Raw genomic sequence first — 21,829 nt, forward strand, 5'->3', positions numbered from 1 at the left:
ACTATGGGTGGCAGAGGGATTTAAGCCCGTCGCACTCTGGCTATCATACATGTCATGCGGACGAGGCCGGGCAGGATAAATATTAAATACGTAAAGGGTTTCCATTTTCATGAACAAGGTTGCCGAGCAGATCACACCGGACGACACCGCAACCGGTGCACCGGACACATCAGGCATGAGCCTGAGTGTGATCATTCCTGCCTATAACGAAGAAAACGCTGTCCGCCACACGGTCGAGGACGTGCGCACTCATCTGGAACCGCTGGGCATTCCCTACGAGATCATCGTCGTGGACGATGCCAGTCAGGATAACACCCGCACCGAGGCCGAGGCCAGCGGGGCCACCGTCACCTTCAACGACGTCAATTCCGGCTATGGCGCCAGCCTCAAGCGCGGGGTGCGGATGGCGCAGCATGAATATGTCGCCATTCTGGATGCCGACAGCACCTATCCCGCACGTTATCTGCCAGGCATGCTGGCCATGTGCCGCGATCAGGACATGGTAGTGGGCGACCGGGGGGCAGCGATGAAAAACGTGCCGCTGTTGCGCAGGCCAGCCAAGAAATTCCTGTTCGCCTTCGCCTCATTCCTGGCCGAGCGTAAGATCAACGACCTGAATTCGGGCCTGCGGGTGTTCCGCAAATCCGAACTGATCCCGTTCCTGCCGCTGCTGCCGCAGAATTTCTCGTTCACCACCACGATCACGCTATGCATGACCTCGAACAGCAAGCGGATGATCTATACGCCGATCGAATACGGCAAGCGGGTGGGCAAATCGAAAATCCGGCCGATCGACTTTCTGAACTTCATCATCCTGATCCTGCGCATCAGCACCCTGTTCAATCCGCTGCGGGTGTTCATCCCGCTGGGGCTGATGTTTTTCACTTTGGGAACGGTGAAATTCATTATCGACATGTTCTATTGGAACCTCAGCGAAACAGCGGTGTTCTCGTTTCTGGCCGCGATCATGATCTGGTCGCTGGGGCTGATTGCCGACATGATCTCGCGGCTGCATCTCAGACCGTGAGATGAGCGGCGACATGCTTTCCGATCCTAGTCAACGGCGCTGGCTGATCCGGGTGGCCGGGTCGGCGCTGGTTCTGGCGGTCCTGTTCTGGATCCTGCCAGCCGACGCGATTTTGGCAGCACTGAAGGCGATCCCGGTCTGGGTCTTTGCCTGCGTTCTGATCCTGTTCCTGCTGGCCCATGTGGCGGCGGCGCTGAAATGGTGGCTGCTGCTGGGGCGCAGCTTTCCGGCCCCGCTGGCCATCCGGGCGCATTTTGCGGGTCTGGCCGCCAACCTGTGCCTGCCCGGTGCGATTGGCGGCGACACGGTGCGCGCCGGTCTGGCGCAAGCAGCAATGAAGGATGGGGCACAGGTCGTCGCGGGCGCGACCGTGGATCGCCTGATCGACATGGTGGCCCTGTTGACCCTGTCCTGTCTGGGCCTGGTGCTGACATGGGAACACGCCGCGGGTGGGCAGACGATCTGGCCGGTGGCGCTGATCCTGCTGGCGGCGCTGGCAGGGATGGTCGCGCTGCCGCGCCTGCTGCCCCTGCCCTGGCGTTATGTCCCATCCTTGCCCGGCAAAGGGTTTGCCCATCGTCTGGCCGATGCGCTGGTCGGGCTGGGGCGCAAACCCGGCACGCTGGCCGTGGCCTTCATCGCCTCGGTGTTGATCCAGCTATTGCTGGTCCTGCTGGCTTGGTGGCTGGCCATCGCGGCGGGTGTCGATGTGGCGGCTGGCCCGTGGATATTCGCCTGGCCGCTGGCCAAGATCATCGCAGTTCTGCCCGTGTCCCTGAACGGGCTGGGTCTGCGCGAAGCAACGCTGGCCGGTTTTCTGGCCCCCTTCGGCGCCAGCGCCCCTGCGGTCGTGGCCGCCGGGCTGGTCTGGCAAGTTGTTCTGTTTACAGCGGGCGGGTTAGGCGCGCTGGTTCTGACCATGTCCGGGATGCGGTTCAGCGCTCCGGCAAATTCCCAAAAGGAAGAGTGCAAGTGACGGATGTTTCCCGACTCGATGGCGACGATAAGCCTGAAATCATCATACTGGGGGCCGGCCCCGCCGGGCTGGCCGCAGCCCACGCGCTGACCAAACAGGCCCGCGTGACCGTGATCGAGCGCGCGGCTGTTGCGGGCGGGAACTCGGCCTCATTCCCCGTCGAAGGGGTGATCTGCGACTATGGCTCGCACCGGTTTCACCCAGCCGCCGAGCCCGAGGTTCTGGAAGATGTGAAAACCCTGCTGGGCGATGACCTGCTGCTGCGTCCACGCCACGGGCGCATCCGGCTGGGCGGCAAGTGGATTCACTTCCCGCTGAAACTGACAGATGCGCTGCTGCGCCTGCCCAAACCCTTTGCCGCATCACTGATCGGGGATATGGCGCTGAAACCCTTCCGCAAGAAAAGCACAGGCCCCGAGACATTCTCGACCGTGCTTTATGATGGGTTGGGGCCGACAATCTCGGACAATTTCTACTTCCCTTACGTGCGCAAGCTTTGGGGTCTGGACCCGGACAAGCTGGCGGTGAAACTGGCCGAGCGCCGGGTTGGCAGCGGTTCGGTCGGGAAAATCCTGATGAAAATGCTGCGCCTGTTGCCGGGATTGCGCAGTGAGACGGCGGGGCGGTTCTTCTATCCGCGCAAAGGGTTCGGGCAGATCTCGGACGCGATGCGGAACAGTGCCGAAACCAATGGGACCACCTTCCTGTTCAACACCGAGATCACCGCCATCGAACGGGACGGCAACCGCATCACCGGGCTGACGATCCGCGAAGGCGATGGTGAGCGGCACCTGACCGGCGATCTGATCCTGTCGACCATCCCGCTGACCGGGCTGACGCGCCTGATTGGCGACGCTCCGGCCGAGGTGGTCGAAGCCGCCCGCGCGATCCGGTTCCGGGGCATGATCCTTCTCTATCTGGTGCTGGAGACCGACCAGTTCACCGAGTTTGATGCCCATTACTTCCCGGAACTGTCGATCCCGATCAGCCGCATGTCCGAGCCCAAGAACTATAACGCCAGTGGCGAACCCAAAGGCGTCACCGTGCTGTGCGCCGAACTGCCCTGCGACCCGGATGAAAAATGGTGGTCGATGTCAGATGAGGAACTGGGACAAGAATTCACCAAATGGCTGGGCCAGTTGGGTCTGCCGGTCACCGTGCCTGTGCGCCGTTGCGAAACCCGGCGGCTGAGCCATGCCTATCCGGTCTACGATGTGGGGTACGAGGACCGGTTCGACACGGTTGATCAGTGGCTATCGGGTATGGACGGATTGCTGGTCTTCGGGCGTCAGGGCTTGTTTGCCCACGACAATACGCACCATGCCTTCGCGATGGCCTATGGCGCGGCGGATTGCATCGACGGCAAAGGCAATGTCGACCGCGCGAAGTGGAACCGGTATCGCGAGGTCTTTGCCACCCATGTGGTGGAAGACTAAACCATGCCCGCCTGGCAGGCCGATATCCTGATGTACCACTCGATCTCGGACGCGCCGGGACCGACCTCGATCGCGCCGGATATCTTTGCCGCGCAGATGCAGGCGCTGGCTGATGCGAACTTGCCGGTGGTCACGCCCGATGCGCTGCCGAACCCGCCTGCACCCCGTGTGGTCATCATCAGTTTCGATGACGGGTTTGCCGATTTTGCCGACACCGCCTGGCCGATCCTGCGCGATCACGGGTTTTGCCCGATCGTCTACCTGCCCTCAGGTCGGATGGGGGGCACCGATAGCTGGGCCGGAGGTCATGTTCCCCCCCGTCCCCTGATGGGCTGGGACAAGGTCGAGGCACTGGCCGGTGAAGGCGTTCAATTTGGCGCGCACAGCATCACGCATCCCGACCTCACCACGCTGGAGCCCGAGGCGCTTGAGGACGAAGTAACCGGACCCGGTCAGGATATCTCGGCCCGGCTGGACCAACCCATTCGCCATTTCGCACCACCTTATGGGGCCTCAAATCCGACCGTGCGTACGCAGATCGCACAGCATTATGACACATCGGTCGGTACCCGTCTGGGCGTCGCCACAGCAGGGGATGACCCGCACGACCTGCCCCGGCTCGAGATGTTCTATTTCACCGACATTGCCCGCTGGAAGGCGCATCTGGCCGGTCGCGGCAAACCCTATCTGGCCGCACGCAAAATGCTGCGCGGCGTGCGGGCGGCCATACGGGGGAAGCCTTGGTGAACAGGTCTTTTTTCTCCCGCGGCTATAGCCGGAGGCACGCGGCGGGTTGTACACTCCGGCACAGTGGTTCTCAACAAGTGACAGGTACGAACATATGCATATTCTGATTACCGGAGGCGCCGGGTTTATCGGCTCTCATCTGACGGAAAGACTGATAGCGGTTGGTCATGCCGTCACGGTTCTGGACGACCTGTCGACCGGGTTGATGTCGAACCTGACCAGTGTTGCAGACCACCCGGATTTCACCTTCGTCAAAGGCAGTATCCTGGATCGCCAGCAGGTCGCCGATCTGGTTGGCCCGGCGGATGTGGTGTTTCACCTGGCGGCGGCTGTCGGGGTGAAACTGATCATGGACGAGCCCAGCCGGTCGATCCTGACCAATGTCGCAGGCACCGAGAACGTGCTGGACGCAGCGCTGGTGGACAAGACGCATACCTTCATCGCCTCAAGCTCTGAGGTCTATGGCAAAAGCACAACGTTCCCGTTTCAGGAAGAGGGCGACCTGACCATTGGTGCCACCCGCAACCTGCGCTGGTCCTATGCTTGCGCCAAGACGCTGGACGAGTTTCTGGCACTGGCCCATGCACGGGAATCCAACCTGCCAGTCACGGTTCTGCGGTTCTTCAACACCACCGGGCCCCGACAGACCGGGCGCTACGGCATGGTGCTGCCGAATTTCGTGAAATCCGCGCTGGAAGGCGCGCCGCTGATGGTGCATGGCACGGGTGAGCAATCGCGCTGTTTTGGTCATGTGGCGGATGTGGTCGAGGCCATGTGCAGGCTCATGACCCTGCCTGAAGCGCGCGGTGATGTCTTCAATGTCGGCACCGATCAAGAGGTCACGATCCGCGCACTGGCCGAACAGGTGATCCGCACGACGGGGTCCAGTTCAGAAATCCAATGCGTTCCCTATGACACGGTCTATCCCGAAGGGTTCGAGGATATGCAGCGCCGCCTGCCCGATGTTTCAAAGCTGCAGCGTGTCACCGGGTTCCGCCCGATGAGGACGCTGCAGCAGATCATTGATGACATCGTTGCCGAGATGAAACGCCCGGTCCCGGCATGAGGCCAAATTCCGGGCAATGGACAGGTCGCGCCCCGTGACCGATCTGGTGATCGGATCGGGACCGTCAGGCGTATCCGTGGCCAAGGCCCTGTTGGATCGGGGTCGTCAGGTTCTGATGCTGGATGGCGGGCGCGGGTTGGAATCTGCGGCGCAGGACCGTCGCGATCACCTGGCCTCTGGTGATCCTGACAGTTGGTCCGTCGATGACGTGAAGACCTGGCAAGCGCCACAATTCGACACGCCACCCGGGCAAGTGCGCCGGTTCGGATCGGATTTCGCCATGGTCCCCGGGGCCCAGACGCTGACTGCGCCAGATCAGATCGGGCTGCGCGCCTCGCACGCGATGGGTGGGTTGTCCAACCTGTGGGGCTCGGCGGTTTTGCCCAACCGTGCCGCTGACATCACGGACTGGCCAATCGGGATGGATGATCTGTCGCCACACTACCGGGCGGTTGCAGAATTCCTGCCGATCAGCGGCCGGGTGGATGACTTGCAGGCTCTGTTCCCCGATTTTTCAATGCAGGACCGGACCCCGCTGACCCCATCCCCTCAGGCCGAACGATTGCTATCAAGTCTGGAGCGTCGCAAGGCCGAGCTTTCGAAACTTGGCGCCCATACCGGGACCGCGCGGCTGGCCGTTGCGGCGGGCTGCCGGTATTGTGGCCAATGCCTGCATGGCTGCCCCTGGGGTCTGATTTACGCCTCTGGGCAAACGCTGGAAACGTTGCGCTTGCATGCTGGCTTTCGCCATCGCGCAGGCCTGGTGCGCCAGTTCAAAGAGCAGGCCGATCAAGTCCTTGTCACGCTGCAGGATGGCGAGACTCTGCAGGCCGACCGCATCTTTGTCGCCGCCGGAGTTCTGGAAACGGCCCGTTTGCTTTTGACCTCGTCCCCGGACCCTGCGGGCCGTCTGCAATTGCAGGACAGTCAACATTTCTTTCTGCCCAGCCTGCACCGCTGGCGTGCGCCGCGACGTCCGGATCGAAAACCCTATCACACCCTGCCGCAGCTTTTCATCGAACTGGATGATCCCGAAGTCTCACCCCATCTGGTCCATGCGCAGGTCTATACCTGGAACGAGTTTTACGCACATGACCTGATCAGCAGCTATGGCGCGAAACTGCCGGGGTCAGCCCCTTTGTGGCGCATGTTGGCAAAACGCCTGGTCGTGGCTCAGGCCTTTCTGCATTCCGCCCATTCCGCTCGGATCGACCTGACGCTGGCCGCTGACGGTCGGCTTGTTCCGGCAGTGCAAACCAATGACGAAACCAAGCAGGTCATGTCACGCGCCACTGCACGTCTGGCTCAGGTTCTGAAACTTGGGGGCCTCGCGCCCCTCAGCTTTGCTCGCCGCCCGGGCGACGTAGGATCCAGCTTTCATGTGGGCGGATCAGTCCCCATGGCGAAAGCGCCGGGGTCAGGGCAATGTGATAGCCTGGGTCGGCCAAACGGCTTGTCGCGGGTGCATCTGGTCGATGCCTCAAGCCTGCCCAGCATTGCCGCCACGACCATCACATTCTCGGTCATGGCCAACGCCCATCGGATTGGTACGCTGGCCCCCTGACAATTGGCCTGATGGGTTAGCCCAGTTCCCGGACCAGACGAATGACATGCCCATGGCCCCGATTGTAGTGATGTGGGCCAACACGAAACGCAGAACGGTTCTGCCATGCCGGAACACCCGCGCCACCACCGCGAATTGTCCGGAACTCACACTCTTCATCTTCAACATAAGGAGAACCGTCGGTTTTCCCTGAATCATGATCGTCCTTATGACAATCCTCGACCCATTCGAAACCATTACCGTGCATGTCATAAAGCCCAAATCCATTGGGAGGGTGCAGCCCCACAGGCCCCGGTTCCTGCTCAGGCCACAGGAATGAACAACTGAGGCAAACTGCATTGTTTATTCCGATATCATTGCCCCATGGAAACCGTGTTACCGTCCCGGCCCGTGCGGCATATTCCCATTCCGCATCCGTGGGCAGGCGATAGGTGTGCCCTGTCTTGGCGCTCAGATAAGATGCATAGGCTTTGGCATCGCTCCATTCGGTCGGTGTCATGGGCTGATCGTCGCGATAATCTGCCTCCAGATCGGGAAAATACGGCTCGCGCCCGGTTATGGCCGTCCAGTCCGGGTCTTCTTGCGCCTGCCGCCATTGCCCATAGGTGATCTCATGCTGGGAAAACGCCAGCGCGCGCGGAATGCGCACAAGACGTCTCGGGCCTTCGCGATTGGCAAATTTCAACTGCTTTCGAAGCGGCGTGTAACTAAACACATGCGTATACCTGCCCTCTTCAAAAATTGGGGACCCAAGCAGGAAATACCCTTTGGGAATTTCGACCATGTCCGGGCAACCCTCACAATCCCGGAAGACGCGGCCAGGCATGGTCATCTGATGCCCCGGTTGGTGCAGCGGAAGAACCTGAGCCGTTACAAAAAGTGCTGCCTGTTGAAGGCTGGACAGATTGGGTTCAGGCAATTGGTCCTGTTCGGTGGTCGCGCGCATCTTGAACTCAAGATCGCGCAGCGCCGTATTGGCAATCACGACCAGCATGAGAACACCGGCCAGCAGCACAAAAACCATCAATACTCCGGACAACGTGACCCAGAACAGCCGCAGCACCCATCGAAGCAGTCCTCCGACAAAAGAACCCTTTTCTGGTCTCGTCGAAGTTCTACCGAACGCCATCTGAAATTCCCTCTTGCTTGCCCGGAAGCCCGCTGGGCATTTGATTCATGACCCCATGCTCGAACGCCCCGGCCTCCAGCGCCTGGGCCAATGCGCGGTCGCCTTTTTCATGCGCCGCACGCGCCAATGCCGCGCCATAGGATTCGAGAACCGAGGTCTCGTGCCAGATATCCCTGAAGGCTTTGCGCGCAGCGCCACCCTGTACCTCGCGCTGGTCCGGCTGATGCTGCAGATCGCGCATGGCCGCGATCAGTTCGTCTTCGGTCTCGAACAGCGACCCGCCCCCGGCCCGCTCGACAATTTCGGGGAAGGGGCCCAGCCGCCGGGCAATGACGGGCGTGCCCAGCCGGAAGCTTTCGATCAGGATGATGCCGAAAGTCTCGTAACACACGGACGGTACGATCAGACCGATGGCACCCCGGTAATAGGCGTTGAGTTCCTCAAGCGTTTTGCGGCCCAGGAATTTGATCCGATCATTGCCCGCTGCCTGTTGTTTCAACTCATCCGCATAATCCCCATCCCCGAGGATCAGCAAATCAGCATCCGGATAGCGGTCAAAGGCCGGGAACACGTCCTGCAGCCCCTTGATCTTTTCCAGCCGCCCGACAAACAGGAAATAGGGGCGGTCGTGCGCTGCCGGTTCCGGCAATGCATCCTGATCCAGGTCGGGCAGGAAATAGGGCAGCACCTGCATGTCCTGGCGCAAGCCGAATTCGCGGTGCTTGGCGCGGCTGAATTCGCTTTTGGCGATGATCAGATCCATGTGATCCAGCGCCCGGTCCAGCGCGCCGGTATAGCGCCACAGCTGCGGCGGGCGCTTGTAGTTCAGCACACAGCGCAGGCATTGGCGGTCGTCGCACAGCTCGCGCCCATGCCGCCACAGAACATGGGTCGGACAGACCAGCCAGTGTTCGTGTGCTTCATAGACTTTCAGCCCCTCGCCCATCGGCAACAGGCCCGGCCCGCCGATCAGAGAGGTGTTGTTGTGCCAGATGATATCCGGTTTTCGTTCATCCAGAATCTGGCGGATGCGCGCGGCGTGCATCACCGGACGACCAAGCTGCTGGGTCAGCAGGTTCGACATCATGCCATTGCGGCTGCGCAGCCCGATCCGCCGCACCCCATCGGGATCGCCCTCGGGCTGGGGTTTGCCGCCGAGGATCAGATAGCTGTCTTCGTCATGGACCACCGTCACGTCATGGCCGCGCGCCACCAGCGCCCGGGCCATGCGCTGAATGCCCACGGCATCGCCACCAAAGGAATAGGGCGGGTAAAATGTGGTGAACATCAAAATGCGCAAAGACTGCATGCGAATTGTACCGAGTTACCAATAACTATCCGGTATGAAACACGATCCCTGCGACAATCGAAAGGCACAAGTCACGCGGCCACCCGGTTGGCGACCGGTGTTGCGGGCTTGCTGCAGATAATTGCAAGCTGCACCGGTCCGCCATCATGACATGGGCAAATACCATGCGCGTGGTATGATCGCGCGATTGTTAAGGAATTCGGTTCAGACCTACAGAAGATGCAAACGGCCCCCCCTTCAAATCCCCTTCATGTCGTCGAAATGGGTTCCCAGTTTGGCATGGGCGGCATCACCCGGCATATCCTCGGGCTGAGCGACTGGCTGGAGGCCAGAAACCACCGCATCACGCTGGCGGGCACTGCTGATATCTGGGCCGGTCCCAACCGTGGGGACGGATTTCTGGATCTGCCTACGCGCTATGTTGCAGGCGAAGGGGGCAACATGGTTAACCGGTTGCGCCACACGGCCAGCGCAGCCTGGCATTTGCGACGCTGGTTGGCGCGCAACCCCGTCGATCTGATCCATTGCCACGAATCCGCACCCGCTCTGGTCGCCAATCTGGCACGCACCGGTCACCGCGTTCCGGTCGCCGTCACCTATCACGGGTCTGAACCGGAACGTATTGCCGCCTTTGGCCGGATTGCCGCCAAATGTGACCTGGTGATTACACCCAGTCATCGCTCGGCCGAAGATCTGGCCACGATCGGCAATGTGCCAAAGGACAAGTTGAAAGTGATCGGTCTGGGCGTGTCCCCTCCGCCCGAAGACAGCGCCGAAGAGGTGGCCGAACTCAGGGCAAAGCTGCTTGGAGATGGCGAGCGGGTGATCCTGACACTGGCCCGCCTGCAGCCGCAGAAAGGGATCGACATTCTGATCGATTGCGTCACTCGGATGAAGCACACCCACCCCGGTTACCGCTTCGTCGTTGCCGGCGACGGGCCGGACGAGGCAAAGCTGCATGCCTTGGCGCAGGAAAAAGGGGTCGGCAAGCATCTGCAGTTCATCGGTCGGACAGATAAACCGATCCGCCATCTGCGTGCCGCTGACCTGTTCCTGCTGACCTCACGCTGGGAGGCGTTGCCATTTACGATCGCCGAGGCGTTTCAGGCCGGAACGCCCGCCGTTGCCACCGCTTGTTCCGGCGTGGTTGAACTGATCGATGACAGCGTGGGCGCAGTGGTTCCAATCGGTGATATCGATGCGATCTGCACCGCCGTGGCAAATGTCCTGTCAGATGAAGGCCGTCGGAAAACGCTTGCGGACAATGCCCTGAAGCGCAGCCGCGAAGACCGGTTCGACCCGGATTGGGTGCACCGTCAGTTTGAAAAAACCTACTACGATCTGGTCAAACAGCACCGCATCTGACGCGTCAGATGCCGCGCTCCCGTTCTGCGGTGACTTTTTCGGCGATCCGCGCGCCTGCGCGGGCGGACAGGGCCATGATGGTCAGGCCTGGGTTCTGAAACGGATTGGTCGGAAACGACGCCGAGTCCGTGACATGGACATTGGGGCAGTCATAGACCTCGAGATCCCCGTTCAGCACATGCCGGTTGGGATCGTCACCCATGCATGCCCCTCCGGTTTCGTGGATGGATGATCCCGGCTGCAAGGCGCCGTCCGGGGTATAGACCAACGGTCCGGCCATTTTATACGCCAGTTTCGAGATCAGGCTTTCGCGCCCCAGCAGATCATCCGGCAGATTGAACGTCTGCGATACGTCCTTCAGCGTCTCCTTCATATCCTGCACCATCGCGCGTTCATTCTCGGAATGGCGCAGCGTGACCTTTGGCGCGGGAATACCCCAGGCATCGCGTTTGCCGGGGTCAAGCTCGATCCTGTTTTCGGCACGCGGCAGAACTTCTCCGATCGCCATGAAGAACCAACCCGGCTCGATCCGCCCGACAGATCCCAACAAAGAATAGCTGCGCAGGAACCCGCAATCGTCACGCACGCCACGATTGCGGAAGCCGGGGATGTAGATGCCGGACTGGGCCCCGAAATCATAAGGGTCGTGATCGGGCCCCAGCCCTTCGACCTCGGGCAGGGTCCCTGCGCGAAAGACCATCAGGTGGTCCGACAGATAGCGCCCCAGATTGCCCGATGAATTGCCCAACCCCCGCGCATGTTGCGGCCCGTGAGAGTTCAGCAGAAGTCGCACGGATTCAATGGTCGAGGCGCAAACCGCAATCACCCGTGCCGTCACAATGTGTTCCTGCCCGCTGGCCGCGTCGATATAGCGAACGCCGGTCGCCAGACCCGTTTCGGGATCGGTTTCGATCCTTGACACCACCGCCCCGCTGCGCAGCTCGAAATTCCCGCTTGCCTGCGCGGCGGTCAGGGGCAGCGGCGTTCGCGCCGGCACATGGCGAATGATCCGGCAGGTGGTGGCCGGGCGATCGGGCCATTTCTGCGCCAGCTCGTCCATAAGCGCGCGTTCGGCCTTGGTCAGCGGATGCGGGGCGTCGTAGATGCCGTCAGGCAGGTTTTCGATTTGCGCTTTCTCGCCCGCGACCCCCAGAAACCGTTCAACCCGGCCATACCAAGGATCGAGATCGGCATAGGAAATTGGCCAGCTGTCACCGAACCCGTCCTGTTCGGCCGCCTTGAATTCCTGATCCGAAAGGCGCAGCGCGTTGCGGCCCCACAGATGCAGCCGCCCGCCCACCTGACGGGACCGGAACCAGTTGAAATGCGCCCCTTTCGCCGTGGTGTAGGGGTTTTGCCGGTCATTGACGAACAGATGCCCGGTCAGCGGTGTGAAGGACATGCAGCGCGCCTGCACATGCTGTCCCCGCAGGATCGCCATGACACGGGCAAGGATGCTGACCCGAGACCCGCCTGCGCGGTCGCTGTCGGGGAAATCATCTTTGGAATCCAGCGCGCGCCCCGCTTCCAGCATCAATGTCCGGCAGCCGCGTTCACTTGTTTCCTTCGCAACCCACCCCCCGGCAGCGCCGGAGCCTATGACGATGACATCGTATTCTGGTCCGGTTGCCTGCATCGTTCAGGGCCTGCGCGTGATGTAGCCCCAGACCTCGCCACAGGTCCAGGCAATGGTCAGGATGATGATATAAGGCAGCGCGGTCAGGTACCGCAAAAGCCGCCCCTTGCCCGCCTGCGTCAGACCGTGACGCACCCACAGAACCGGAGGGATCAGCGGGCTCGACAGGATATAGGCCATCCGCTTCGCGCCGCTCATGTGCATGGCGCGGATATGGCCGAACAGACGCCCCCAGTGAAACCGTTCCGGCAGCAACCGACCCAGCGTGGCCGGAGGGCGCACATGATCGACAACCAGTTCATTCGACAGCAACAGTTCTTCGCCCTGTTCAATCAGAAACCAGTGCACGACCGGTTCGCGGAACCGCTCTTTCCACAGGTGGCGGGTCGCCTCCAGCGCCTTCCGGCTATAGGTCACGTTCACGTCCGAGACCCACTCGGCCGGGCCGCTGTCAAACGGCAGACCATAGCGGCCAAAGTCTGTCACATAGAAAGCCCAGTTCAACAACGAGACCGGTTCCTTGCAGTCGATGGCGCCGCCGATGACATTCTTGCCGGTTTCCGCATGCAGGCGCATGACGGTACAGGCCCAGTCTGCATGCGGATGCCCGCGATCTTCGAGGATCGCGATCACGTCGCCGGTGGCTGCGGCCAGACCGGCGGCGCGGCGGCGGTCAAACAGCTCGTGCTGGCCCGCCTCAGATGTGATCGGACGGGCAGGTGTGATGGGGCCGAGGTCCAGAAAATTCACATCCGGGAACTCTGCCGCATAATCAGCGGCGTCCGCGACGCTTGCATCATAGGGCACGATGATGTCCAGCGGCGGCGGGTTTTCGAACGCGGCAACCGACACCAGAAAGTCGCGCAGGTAAGAGCCGCCATCGACAATGGTCACAACAATGGAAAGCGTTGGATGATCTGTCACCGCAAGCTCCTGAAACTGAAAAAATCCTGCCTCTTCGAGGCAAATACTGACAAGGCCCGGTCGGGATGCCAAGCGTCGTCTGGAAACCGATCAGAGCTCATGCCGCCATGTCCCCCAGCGCCTCAAGCGTGACCGGCTGGCCGGACGCACTGCTTGCGCGCACCGCATCCGCAACCTCGATCGCGCGCAGGGCCGCATGGCCATCGGAAATACGCAAACCAGTCTGACCCGCGCACAGGCCGACAAATTCCCGCAACTCATCAGCAAAGGACAAAAGCGCCGTGGTCTTCCACGATTTCAGCTTTTCCCGCAGCATGATCCCGGGATAGCGGCGATGCTGACGGGTGGGCTTGCCGCCCGGACGGTCCATGGTGATCAGCAACGTCTCCATCGGCGCATAGGCCCCGCGCACCATGCCTTTGCTGCCATAGACCTCGATCTGGCTTTTGTAGCCCTTCCAGTCTGTCCAGGTGGCCTGATAGATCGCAGGGATACCTTCGGGGCTTTTGAAGATCGCCATCGCGTTGTCCTCAGAACCCGGCTCTTTCCAGACCTTCTCGGTGGCAACGCCGTAAACGCTGGTGATTTCGCCCAGCATGTGGCGAGCCATGTCGGTCATGTGAATGCCCACATCCCACAGCGCGCCACCGCCTGAAATCTCGGCCTTGTATTCCCAGTCATATACGAATTTCGTCAGACCCTCATGCCCGCCATAGATGCGCACATGGTCAACCTCTCCGATCTGGCCGGATCCGATCACATCCTTCACGTAGGAAAAGGCCGGGTAATACCGCATGTTGAACCCGCCACCCAGGGCCCTGCCCGCCGCTTGGGCCGCGGCAACAATCCTGCGACTGGCCTCGACCGTGGTGGCCAGCGGCTTTTCCGACAGCACATGCAGCCCCCGGTCAAACGCCATCAGGCACAAAGGTTCGCGCACATGCGCCGGGGTCGAAATCACGACCGCATCCATATCGACATCAAAGAACCGGTCCGCATCGGTAAAGGCCGGTGCACCGTTGGCCACGGCCTCGGCGCGGTGCATGTCCATATCCATAACTGCGGCAAGTGTCGTATCAGGGTTGTCGATAATGGTCTGCACGCGCATCTGCCCGATCTTGCCGGCTGCGCCGATCACACCGATCCTCATAAAATTCCTCACTCAAAACCATGGGGTGTTACACCCCGGACATCTATAACAGCAGATCATCTGTTAGCGGAGTAGCATGCGCAACCACCCTGCGCTAGGCTTCTGAGGCGCAACGATTTCATGCCTTGATTTGAATTGAAGAAGGATTGGCAACAGTGAACTTCACCGGCTCGGAAAAACTGCAGGGGCAGGCGGTCTTCGTCACCGGCGCAACGGGATTCCTTGGGGCGCGTCTGGTTCCGGCCCTTCTGAAAAACGGGGCGCGGGTCACCGCCCTGCTGCGCAGCCGCCACGGCGCAAAAGACCTTGAGACACAGGGCGTCACGGTTGTCACCGCAGCACTTGGTGATCGGGCAGCGGTGGCAGAGGCCCTGCGGGGTCACGATATATTGGTGCATCTGGCTTATGATGTGCGGGCCACGTCCGGGCAGAACCTGTCGGATTTTGCCGCGCTGTTCAGTGCCGCGCAGGATGCTGGTGTTGGCAGGATCATCCACACCAGTTCCATCGTGGTTCATGATCTGTGGCCCAACGAAGATCTGGATGAAACCAGCCCCATGCAACGCCCTGGCGGCAGCCCATATCGTCAGGCCAAGATCGAGATGGAAAAGCAGTTGATGGCCGGACCGATCCCGGCCGCCATCCTGCAACCCACCTTGATTTACGGGCCCGGCAGCGCCCTGTGGACCGACGGGCTGACGGAAAACCTTGCCGCAGGCGCGCAGATTCTGCCGCAGCCCGAAGGCCTGTGTAATGCCGTATTCGTCGATGATGTGGTACAGGCCATTCTCAGGGCGGCCGTGCTGGAAAATCTGCGCCAGGAACGCTTTGTCATTTCGGGGCCTGAACCGGCGGCCTGGTCTGACTTGTTGTCAGGCTATTCCCGGATCATCGGCAAGGGCGAATTGCGGTTTGAACCTTATCAGACCCTCTCGGACCGATTGGGGCCTGAACCCGATCACGATGCGGGCCCCGAGGCCCTCTCGGTTGCGGCCCGGATCAGCGCGCTTGGTCGCACACTGCTGGGGCGGGACCGGTTCGAGGCACTGGTGCGCGCCATCAAACGGCGTGTGGCCTCGGGCGATGGGGCCGCTTATCCCGACCGGCATCTGCTGGAGCTTTTTGCCGCCAAGGGCGTGTGCAGCATCGCACATGCGCAGGCCCGGCTGGGCTATCAGCCCGACTATCCGCTTGAAAAAGGCCTGGCGGCAACAGCAGACTATTTGCGGGGCCGGTTTGGCTGACGTCACGCCCATCATTTGAAACGCAACCGCATGGCCCGGATTTCAGGGCCGCTATCAAGGCAAAAGCATGCTGCATATCGGCGTAGACGCCAGTTCCTGGGAAAATGAACGTGGCTTTGGGCGGTTCACCCGCAATCTGATTCCCGCGCTGGCGGCCCGGCAATCCGGGTTCCGCTATACGCTGCTGTTCGATCAGGAACCGACGCGGCCCGTGCCCGAAGGCGTCGATATCCGGATCGCCGGGTCCGACAGGTCGATGTCCGAGGCCTCCTCGGGCGCTTCGGCACGCGGCGGGGCCGACCTGATAACCATGGCCAGATCCGCGCAACGGATGGACTGTGATCTGTTCTTCTACCCGGCGGTCTATTCCTATTTTCTGCAACTGACCCGGCGGCCCTCGGTCGTGTGTTTTCATGACACCATTCCCGAACGCTTCCCCGATCTCATTTTCCCCAAAAAGCTGAACTTCCGCCTGTGGCAGGCAAAGTGCTGGCTGGCCAAGAAACAGGCCACTCGGATCATGACGATCTCGCAGGCGTCCGCCGACGATCTGAGCCGCATCCTGCGCATCCCCGCTGCGCGCACCGATATCATCACCGAAGGGGCCGAGCCGATCTTTCGGCACATCCCCGACACGCAGCTTCTGGCGCAGACGCGCCAAGCATATGGCATTCCGGCGGATGCCCCTTTGCTGGTCTATGTGGGCGGGTTCAACCGGCACAAGAACGTGCTGCGTCTGATCGAGGCGATGCCCGAGATCCTGACACGCGTCCCCAATGCTCGGCTGGCCATTGTCGGGCGCACCACCGGCGCGCGGTTCTGGGACAATGTCGAGGACCTAAAGGCCAGCGCCGCCGCGGATGCGGAACGGTCGGAAAGCATCGTCTTTACCGGCGAAATCGATGACCCGGAACTGGCTGCCCTGCTCAATGCCGCTGATGCGCTGGTCTTCCCCTCGCTCTGGGAAGGGTTCGGCCTGCCCGCGCTTGAGGCGATGTCCTGCGGCACGCCCGTTCTGTCCTCGGATCGCGGCAGCCTTCCGGAAGTGGTGGGCGATGGCGGGCTTTATTTCGATCCTCTGTCCAGCCAGGCTCTGGCCGATCAAGCCATCCGCCTGCTGAGTGAGCCTGGCCTGCAAAACGATCTGTCCCAAAAGGCGTTGACGCAGGCCTCGCGGTTTAGCTGGGACAAAGGTGCGGAACTGGCCGAGAAGTCTTTTCGGCGCGCGCTTCGGGCGGACTAGAATTTTCTCAACAATTTCCTCAAGAGACCAAAATTAAATCGCCTTGGGAAACACAATACTGTGGTGTCTCTCCATGCCGACAAATATGTTGGATTCGCCCCCGTTCCACCCTATCCGTGAAGAGGGCCGGAATTTTCGGCAGCCGTGAGGCCAATTGATTTCAGTGTAACTTTGTACGATCAGGGTAGATTATGAATTACGAAACCTCGCATCACCAGTCCCTCAAACAGCTTATTGCGGCGCGTAACGCACGGGTTGCTGTGGTTGGATTGGGCTATGTCGGCCTGCCGCTGGCGCTGACCGCCTATGACGAGGGATTCGATACCACCGGCGTGGACCTCAACCCTGATCGGGTGGGGCGGATCAATCAGGGGGATCAGGTGATATCCTACCTGGAACCTGATCGGATCGCGCAGGCCGTCGATAGCGGCAAATTCCGCGCCACACAGGATGCCAGCGCGCTGGCCGAGGCCGATGTGATCCTGATCTGCGTGCCGACCCCGCTGACGGACGCACAAGACCCGGACATGCGCTTTGTCGCCGCCGCAGCCCAGACCATCGCGCAGCATTTGCGTCCCGGTCAGATGGTCGTGTTGGAAAGCAGCGTCTGGCCCGGTGCCACGACCACACTGGTGCAACCGATCCTCGAAGCAGGCGGTCTGCGCGCAGGCAGCGATTTCTTCCTGGCGTTTTCGCCCGAGCGTGAAGACCCGGGCAATGACAAGTTCGACACGCACAGCATCCCCAAAGTGGTTGGGGCCGACGACCCGCTGTCACGGCAATTGGTCGAGGATTTCTATCGCTCTATCGTCACCAGCGCGGTGCCGGTCAGCTCGGCCGCCACGGCCGAGGCCGTCAAGCTGGTCGAAAACAGCTTTCGCACCGTCAATATCGCTCTGGTCAACGAGCTGAAGACCGCGCTTGAAGCCATGGATGTGGATGTCTGGGAAGTGATCGAGGCCGCGGCAACCAAGCCCTTTGGTTTCATGCCGTTCTATCCCGGCCCAGGCATCGGCGGCGCCTGTATCCCGGTGTCACCTGCCTATCTGGCCTGGCGTGCCGCAGATGCGGGATCGGATACACCGCTCATCAACCTGGCACGCTCCAGCAACGACGCCGTACCATCGATGCTGGCCGCGCGGATGGCCGCGGAACTGGCCGCGCGCAACGGCTCGGCGCTGGCGGAAACCGGGCAGCCGCTGACCGGACAACGCATTCTGCTGATGGGCATCGCCTATAAGCGCGATGTCGAGGATACCCGCCGCAGCCCGGCCCTGGTGCTGCTGGACGAGTTGGAGAAACTGGGGGCCGAGGCCGACTATCATGACCCGTACTTCCCCAGCCTGCCCGAAGGCGGTGAATTCCCGCGGCTTGCGGGCCGGACATCTGTGCCGCTGACGGCGGGCAACCTGGAACCCTATGCGGCCGTGGCCGTCATCACAGACCACAGCGCCCCCGATTACGATCTGGTCGCGCGCGAGGCGGCTCTGGTGTTCGACACGCGCAATGTCTTTGAAAAACGGGAAATAAAGGTGGCGGGCGGGCGACTGGTCAAGATGTGATCAACCCGGACGTGCCGCGACGACCCCGGCCACCACAAGACCGCAATGCCGCAGAGAAACCTCTGTCTCGAACCTTGCAAAGCTATGCAGGCAGGCAAAGCTCCGCGCGTCTTTGAGGTGCCCCATTGCCATGTATCACCGTCATATTATATTTTGCCCAGCAACAGGTGCGCGCATTCCAAAAGCACATGGTACCAAACGAGTAATGGGGCAAAGCCCCGTCAGGTAAAAATAACCAAATTTTAACCCAAGGCGGTTCAAAGTTTTGCCATGATTTCGGAGCGAAATCAGAATGGACATCTGTTCATGGCATACGACATAGTCTACTTTGGGTTGTACTCGGACCAAGGCCAAAACCGGAGGACCGGAAAACATGCTGGGAATTATCGGAATTGCTGTCCTTGTCGGCTTGGGCGCTGGCGGGATCGCTTTATACTCCGGTGCTTCCATCCTGATGGCCTTGGGGACCTATATGCTGGTCGGCTGGATGTTCATTCTGGCAGCACTTATTACCACCTGTTCGGTAAATGCGATAAAGATACGGGTCCGGAGACAACGCCACGCCTATTCCGGCTGACCCGTCAGTCCCGACCGGCCACCCGCTTGGCCACATATCCCATAAACGCCCGCTGCGGGTTTCTGATCTGCGGACGACCTGACGCGGCCCAATAGGCCAGCCAGTCCGCTTCCAGCGCATAGACATCATGACCCGGTGCCATCGCCCGGGCCTCTTCCAGGGCTTCCGAGGGCAGGATCGGCTTGTCCGGCCCCTCGACCACTTGGCCGCGGCGGGTAAAGCGGATCAGATCGCCGGGTTCTTCGGTCATCTCATAATCGGGCAGATGATCGGCCGCAATCATGTCGCGGATCATCTTGCGGAACACCCGCCGGGGTGAAGCCGAGCCCGATTTCTTCAAAAGCACCTCGACCGAGATTCGCCATTCGGCCTGGCGACCGCAATGTTTGCGCGCCAGTTCGTAGATCCTCCGCTCCAGCGGTTTGCGCAGGCGGAAGTAATCGCGGCTGAGGGTCAGCACCGATTTCGCCAGCACCGCGCGGAACAGCCAGTCCGACAGTTTCACGCTGACGCTGACCATTCGCCCTGCCCGGGTGTGGCGCACGATTTCCCAGCTTTCGATCAAACCGAAACCGGTTGTGGTCTCTTTCTCGCCAGTGACGATGTTGGTGGTGATGCGGGTCCCGGCCAGCCGCTCGAACGCCTCGCGCAGGCGCTTGTAGCCATCGCCGCTGGTTTCACGATTGGTCGCCACCATCAGATCATGCGCCGTCAGATGCAGCACCTGACTGACCGTCCGACCCGCATTGATCGCCGCCATCAGCTGACTAACGCAAAAGATCAGGATGTCCTTGTCATGGATCGTTGCCAGACCGCGCACCGAAGGCGTCACCGTGATCTCGACCCCGTTATGTTCGTAATTCAGGATCCGCCGGTCCGGCCGGGTCGAGAGCGAGAACATCGGATGCTCCATCGACCCCATATCTGTCTTGGGCAGCGCATCGAAGATATCGCATACAAAAAAATCGCCCGTAGGGTGCCGGTCAGGCAACAACGCCCCTGACCCGCTCATACTGCCCTGCCCATATGTTCCTGCCCGAATCTTTGTTCGTGGTTTTATTGACGCCCACCGTAGAGTTATCCACAGGGGGCGTAAAGCCGCCGGAACGTGGGTTCAGAGTCAGTACAACGTGGGTTCAGAGTCACTCTATCGTGGGATCAGATTCACTTAGGGTTCAAAAAGATGTGAAAAGTCATTCTTTTTCTAATACTTAGATGGGAAAGCCAAACCCTGTAACTAATAAAATAACAGAATTCTAACAGAACATTTTTTTGCGACGCATTAAAAATCAGCCTTTCCGAGAGCCCTTAGGCCTTATTTTTCTTAGAAAATTAGCTTTTATGCGCGCAATACTTCCATATGCCGCCTTTTGTGGTATATTGAGAAAAACATAGCATACAGGCGATAATTCCATGCGAGCAGGCACGCCGGAGAGCACCCCTCCGTATTTCAATATCGATCCGGATCTGGCACATGAAGAGCTTGGAGCGCCAACTGGAACTCATGACTTTTCTGAGATCGCAGATGCCTGTGCCCGGGGTCGGGCCGATCTTGCAAACCGGGGGCTGGAAGAAGACGGGCAGAAAAAGCTGCGGCTGTTTTCGACCTGGGAAATTACCAAATATCTGATCCCCGTGGCCCCCGCCCATTTCCGCCGGGTCCTGAAGGGCAACCCGGATCTGCCGCAGGGACAGTCCGAAACCGAAGGTGGCGCCAAATGGTTCACGCTGGATGAGGTGCTGCGCCTGCGCCTGCATTTCGCCTCGGAAGGGTCCAAAGCGAAAGAGTACCGCCCCTACCGCCCCAAGGGGCTGCCCGCCAAGATCGTCTCGGTGGCGAATTTCAAGGGCGGCGTGGGCAAGACGTCGACCTGCGCCCATCTGGCCATGTCCGCAGCGCTGGATGGCTACAAGGTGCTGGTCATCGATCTGGACAGTCAGGGGTCGATGACGTCGATCTTCGGCGGGAAGGTGAACGATGAATGGCAGACGGTGTTTCCTCTGCTCGCCCGTCATTACGCCACCCATCTGCGTCGCGACAATCAGGGGCGGCTGGACCGGGGTGAAGCCCCGCATCCGATCGACGATACCTTGTCGGATGCGCTGAAAGTGCGCAGCGGCGACCTGATCCAGTCCACCCACTGGCCCAATATCGATCTGATCGGGGCGCAGTTGAACCTTTACTGGGCCGAGTTCCAGATTCCGGTCTGGCGCATGCAGGGCCGCAGTTGGAAGCTGTGGGACGCGCTGACCGAGACTTTGGACGAAGATGGGGTGCTGGATGACTATGACATCATCTTCATCGATACTCCGCCCGCGCTGGGGTATCTGACAATCAACGGGTTGGCCGCGTCCGATATCCTGCTGGTGCCCATGGGGGCGTCGTTCCTGGAGTTTGATTCCACCGGTCGCTTTTTCGACATGCTTCATTCCACCTTCCAGTCCATCGAAGACGGAGAGAACATGGCCGCCCGTGCGCTGGGGCGGCCCGAGATGGCGTTTCAGTGGGATGCGGTGCGCACGGTCATTACCCGCTATGACGGCAGCCAGCAGGCGGAACTGGCCGGTTTGATGCAGGCCTATCTGGGCCGGACCTTGTCGCCGCATTGGCAGGGCTATACCGCGCTAATTGGACAGGCCGGAGAACAGGTCAATGGCATCTACGAGGCCGATTACCGCGATTTCAACCGCGAGACCTATGTGCGCGGACGGGAAACCTTTGATGCCACCTATGCCTCGTTCAAAAAGCTGCTGATCGGGATATGGCGAGGCGAAGAACGAGCCCAGCAAAACGAAGAGGCAGGCACGCCGGAACTGATGCTCTGATGGGAATGTTTCGCGCGCGAAACACATCTGTCATGTCCCGAAAAAAGT

18 protein-coding genes are annotated in these 21,829 nt (G+C 60.6%); 12 read left to right on the forward strand and 6 right to left on the reverse strand.

Features of this window, described 5'->3' with window-relative positions:
* Nucleotides 1-109: 109 nt before the first annotated feature.
* From ACR0CR_RS18205 to ACR0CR_RS18230, 6 genes are all read left to right on the forward strand, one after another.
* Nucleotides 110-1,027, forward strand: a complete 918-nt coding sequence (locus ACR0CR_RS18205; protein WP_480601880.1) for a glycosyltransferase family 2 protein — start codon at nucleotides 110-112, stop codon at nucleotides 1,025-1,027.
* Nucleotides 1,028-1,040: 13 nt separating this feature from the next.
* Nucleotides 1,041-2,003 carry a lysylphosphatidylglycerol synthase transmembrane domain-containing protein gene (locus ACR0CR_RS18210; protein ID WP_480601883.1) on the forward strand — a complete coding sequence of 321 codons (963 nt, stop codon included), beginning with the start codon at nucleotides 1,041-1,043 and terminating at the stop codon, nucleotides 2,001-2,003.
* On the forward strand, nucleotides 2,000-3,439 hold the full coding sequence (locus tag ACR0CR_RS18215; protein WP_480601886.1) for a protoporphyrinogen/coproporphyrinogen oxidase: 1,440 nt from the start codon (nucleotides 2,000-2,002) through the stop codon (nucleotides 3,437-3,439). The genes ACR0CR_RS18210 and ACR0CR_RS18215 overlap by 4 nt, the downstream gene beginning before the upstream one ends.
* Nucleotides 3,440-3,442: 3 nt before the next feature.
* Nucleotides 3,443-4,186, forward strand: a complete 744-nt coding sequence (locus ACR0CR_RS18220) for a polysaccharide deacetylase family protein (protein WP_480601888.1) — start codon at nucleotides 3,443-3,445, stop codon at nucleotides 4,184-4,186.
* Between the two features lie 94 nt (nucleotides 4,187-4,280).
* Complete coding sequence (locus ACR0CR_RS18225) at nucleotides 4,281-5,252, forward strand: NAD-dependent epimerase/dehydratase family protein (protein ID WP_480601889.1); 972 nt, start codon at nucleotides 4,281-4,283, stop codon at nucleotides 5,250-5,252.
* A 16-nt stretch (nucleotides 5,253-5,268) separates the two neighbouring features.
* Nucleotides 5,269-6,816, forward strand: coding sequence for a GMC oxidoreductase (locus tag ACR0CR_RS18230; protein WP_480601891.1), 1,548 nt, complete (start codon nucleotides 5,269-5,271; stop codon nucleotides 6,814-6,816).
* Nucleotides 6,817-6,832: 16 nt separating this feature from the next.
* Here ACR0CR_RS18230 and ACR0CR_RS18235 read toward each other — a convergent pair whose 3' ends face one another.
* Both ACR0CR_RS18235 and ACR0CR_RS18240 read right to left on the reverse strand, forming a co-directional pair.
* Complete coding sequence (locus tag ACR0CR_RS18235) at nucleotides 6,833-7,945, reverse strand: formylglycine-generating enzyme family protein (RefSeq protein ID WP_480601892.1); 1,113 nt, start codon at nucleotides 7,943-7,945, stop codon at nucleotides 6,833-6,835.
* Nucleotides 7,932-9,233 carry a glycosyltransferase family 4 protein gene (locus ACR0CR_RS18240; protein ID WP_480601894.1) on the reverse strand — a complete coding sequence of 434 codons (1,302 nt, stop codon included), beginning with the start codon at nucleotides 9,231-9,233 and terminating at the stop codon, nucleotides 7,932-7,934. The genes ACR0CR_RS18235 and ACR0CR_RS18240 overlap by 14 nt, the downstream gene beginning before the upstream one ends.
* 282 nt (nucleotides 9,234-9,515) lie before the next feature.
* On the opposite strand from ACR0CR_RS18240, the gene ACR0CR_RS18245 reads away from it, so the two are divergent.
* Nucleotides 9,516-10,619, forward strand: coding sequence for a glycosyltransferase family 4 protein (locus ACR0CR_RS18245; RefSeq protein WP_480601897.1), 1,104 nt, complete (start codon nucleotides 9,516-9,518; stop codon nucleotides 10,617-10,619).
* Nucleotides 10,620-10,623: 4 nt separating this feature from the next.
* On the opposite strand, the gene ACR0CR_RS18250 is transcribed toward ACR0CR_RS18245, so the two are convergent.
* The 3 genes from ACR0CR_RS18250 to ACR0CR_RS18260 all read right to left on the reverse strand — a co-directional run bounded on the left by ACR0CR_RS18250 (nucleotide 10,624) and on the right by ACR0CR_RS18260 (nucleotide 14,317).
* The gene (locus ACR0CR_RS18250; RefSeq protein WP_480601900.1) at nucleotides 10,624-12,255 is read right to left on the reverse strand and encodes a GMC oxidoreductase; all 1,632 of its coding nucleotides are present in this window, start codon (nucleotides 12,253-12,255) and stop codon (nucleotides 10,624-10,626) included.
* Nucleotides 12,256-12,258: 3 nt separating this feature from the next.
* Nucleotides 12,259-13,179, reverse strand: a complete 921-nt coding sequence (locus ACR0CR_RS18255; RefSeq protein ID WP_480601901.1) for a hypothetical protein — start codon at nucleotides 13,177-13,179, stop codon at nucleotides 12,259-12,261.
* A gap of 97 nt (nucleotides 13,180-13,276) precedes the next feature.
* Nucleotides 13,277-14,317 carry a Gfo/Idh/MocA family protein gene (locus ACR0CR_RS18260; RefSeq protein ID WP_480601903.1) on the reverse strand — a complete coding sequence of 347 codons (1,041 nt, stop codon included), beginning with the start codon at nucleotides 14,315-14,317 and terminating at the stop codon, nucleotides 13,277-13,279.
* A gap of 167 nt (nucleotides 14,318-14,484) precedes the next feature.
* Here ACR0CR_RS18260 and ACR0CR_RS18265 point away from each other — a divergent pair, with 167 nt between their 5' ends.
* The 4 genes from ACR0CR_RS18265 (at nucleotide 14,485) to ACR0CR_RS18280 (ending at nucleotide 18,955) form a co-directional block, all read left to right on the forward strand.
* On the forward strand, nucleotides 14,485-15,573 hold the full coding sequence (locus ACR0CR_RS18265; RefSeq protein ID WP_480601935.1) for an NAD-dependent epimerase/dehydratase family protein: 1,089 nt from the start codon (nucleotides 14,485-14,487) through the stop codon (nucleotides 15,571-15,573).
* A gap of 67 nt (nucleotides 15,574-15,640) precedes the next feature.
* A complete protein-coding gene (locus ACR0CR_RS18270) occupies nucleotides 15,641-16,816 on the forward strand; it encodes a glycosyltransferase family 4 protein (RefSeq protein ID WP_480601906.1) in 1,176 nt (391 codons plus the stop codon).
* Between the two features lie 191 nt (nucleotides 16,817-17,007).
* On the forward strand, nucleotides 17,008-18,378 hold the full coding sequence (locus ACR0CR_RS18275) for a nucleotide sugar dehydrogenase (RefSeq protein ID WP_480601907.1): 1,371 nt from the start codon (nucleotides 17,008-17,010) through the stop codon (nucleotides 18,376-18,378).
* 373 nt (nucleotides 18,379-18,751) lie between these two features.
* Nucleotides 18,752-18,955 carry a hypothetical protein gene (locus ACR0CR_RS18280; protein ID WP_480601910.1) on the forward strand — a complete coding sequence of 68 codons (204 nt, stop codon included), beginning with the start codon at nucleotides 18,752-18,754 and terminating at the stop codon, nucleotides 18,953-18,955.
* Nucleotides 18,956-18,959: 4 nt separating this feature from the next.
* Here ACR0CR_RS18280 and ACR0CR_RS18285 read toward each other — a convergent pair whose 3' ends face one another.
* Complete coding sequence (locus tag ACR0CR_RS18285) at nucleotides 18,960-19,967, reverse strand: replication initiator protein A (protein WP_480601912.1); 1,008 nt, start codon at nucleotides 19,965-19,967, stop codon at nucleotides 18,960-18,962.
* A gap of 401 nt (nucleotides 19,968-20,368) precedes the next feature.
* On the opposite strand from ACR0CR_RS18285, the gene ACR0CR_RS18290 reads away from it, so the two are divergent.
* On the forward strand, nucleotides 20,369-21,781 hold the full coding sequence (locus ACR0CR_RS18290) for an AAA family ATPase (RefSeq protein ID WP_480601914.1): 1,413 nt from the start codon (nucleotides 20,369-20,371) through the stop codon (nucleotides 21,779-21,781).
* Nucleotides 21,782-21,829: the final 48 nt, after the last annotated feature.

Source organism: Ruegeria sp. AM2 (genome assembly GCF_056540685.1).

Excerpts from the sequence above, each read along its gene's own strand:
- ACR0CR_RS18250 (WP_480601900.1), bottom strand. The coding sequence starts at position 12,255 with ATGCAGGCAACCGGACCAGAATACGATGTCATCGTCATAGGCTCCGGC.
- ACR0CR_RS18245 (WP_480601897.1), top strand. The coding sequence starts at position 9,516 with ATGGGTTCCCAGTTTGGCATGGGCGGCATCACCCGGCATATCCTCGGG.
- ACR0CR_RS18235 (WP_480601892.1), bottom strand. The coding sequence starts at position 7,945 with ATGGCGTTCGGTAGAACTTCGACGAGACCAGAAAAGGGTTCTTTTGTC.
- ACR0CR_RS18220 (WP_480601888.1), top strand. The coding sequence starts at position 3,443 with ATGCCCGCCTGGCAGGCCGATATCCTGATGTACCACTCGATCTCGGAC.
- ACR0CR_RS18230 (WP_480601891.1), top strand. The coding sequence starts at position 5,269 with ATGGACAGGTCGCGCCCCGTGACCGATCTGGTGATCGGATCGGGACCG.
- ACR0CR_RS18290 (WP_480601914.1), top strand. The coding sequence starts at position 20,369 with ATGCGAGCAGGCACGCCGGAGAGCACCCCTCCGTATTTCAATATCGAT.
- ACR0CR_RS18285 (WP_480601912.1), bottom strand. The coding sequence starts at position 19,967 with ATGAGCGGGTCAGGGGCGTTGTTGCCTGACCGGCACCCTACGGGCGAT.
- ACR0CR_RS18210 (WP_480601883.1), top strand. The coding sequence starts at position 1,041 with ATGCTTTCCGATCCTAGTCAACGGCGCTGGCTGATCCGGGTGGCCGGG.
- ACR0CR_RS18270 (WP_480601906.1), top strand. The coding sequence starts at position 15,641 with ATGCTGCATATCGGCGTAGACGCCAGTTCCTGGGAAAATGAACGTGGC.
- ACR0CR_RS18240 (WP_480601894.1), bottom strand. The coding sequence starts at position 9,233 with ATGTTCACCACATTTTACCCGCCCTATTCCTTTGGTGGCGATGCCGTG.
- ACR0CR_RS18225 (WP_480601889.1), top strand. The coding sequence starts at position 4,281 with ATGCATATTCTGATTACCGGAGGCGCCGGGTTTATCGGCTCTCATCTG.
- ACR0CR_RS18205 (WP_480601880.1), top strand. The coding sequence starts at position 110 with ATGAACAAGGTTGCCGAGCAGATCACACCGGACGACACCGCAACCGGT.
- ACR0CR_RS18280 (WP_480601910.1), top strand. The coding sequence starts at position 18,752 with ATGCTGGGAATTATCGGAATTGCTGTCCTTGTCGGCTTGGGCGCTGGC.
- ACR0CR_RS18275 (WP_480601907.1), top strand. The coding sequence starts at position 17,008 with ATGAATTACGAAACCTCGCATCACCAGTCCCTCAAACAGCTTATTGCG.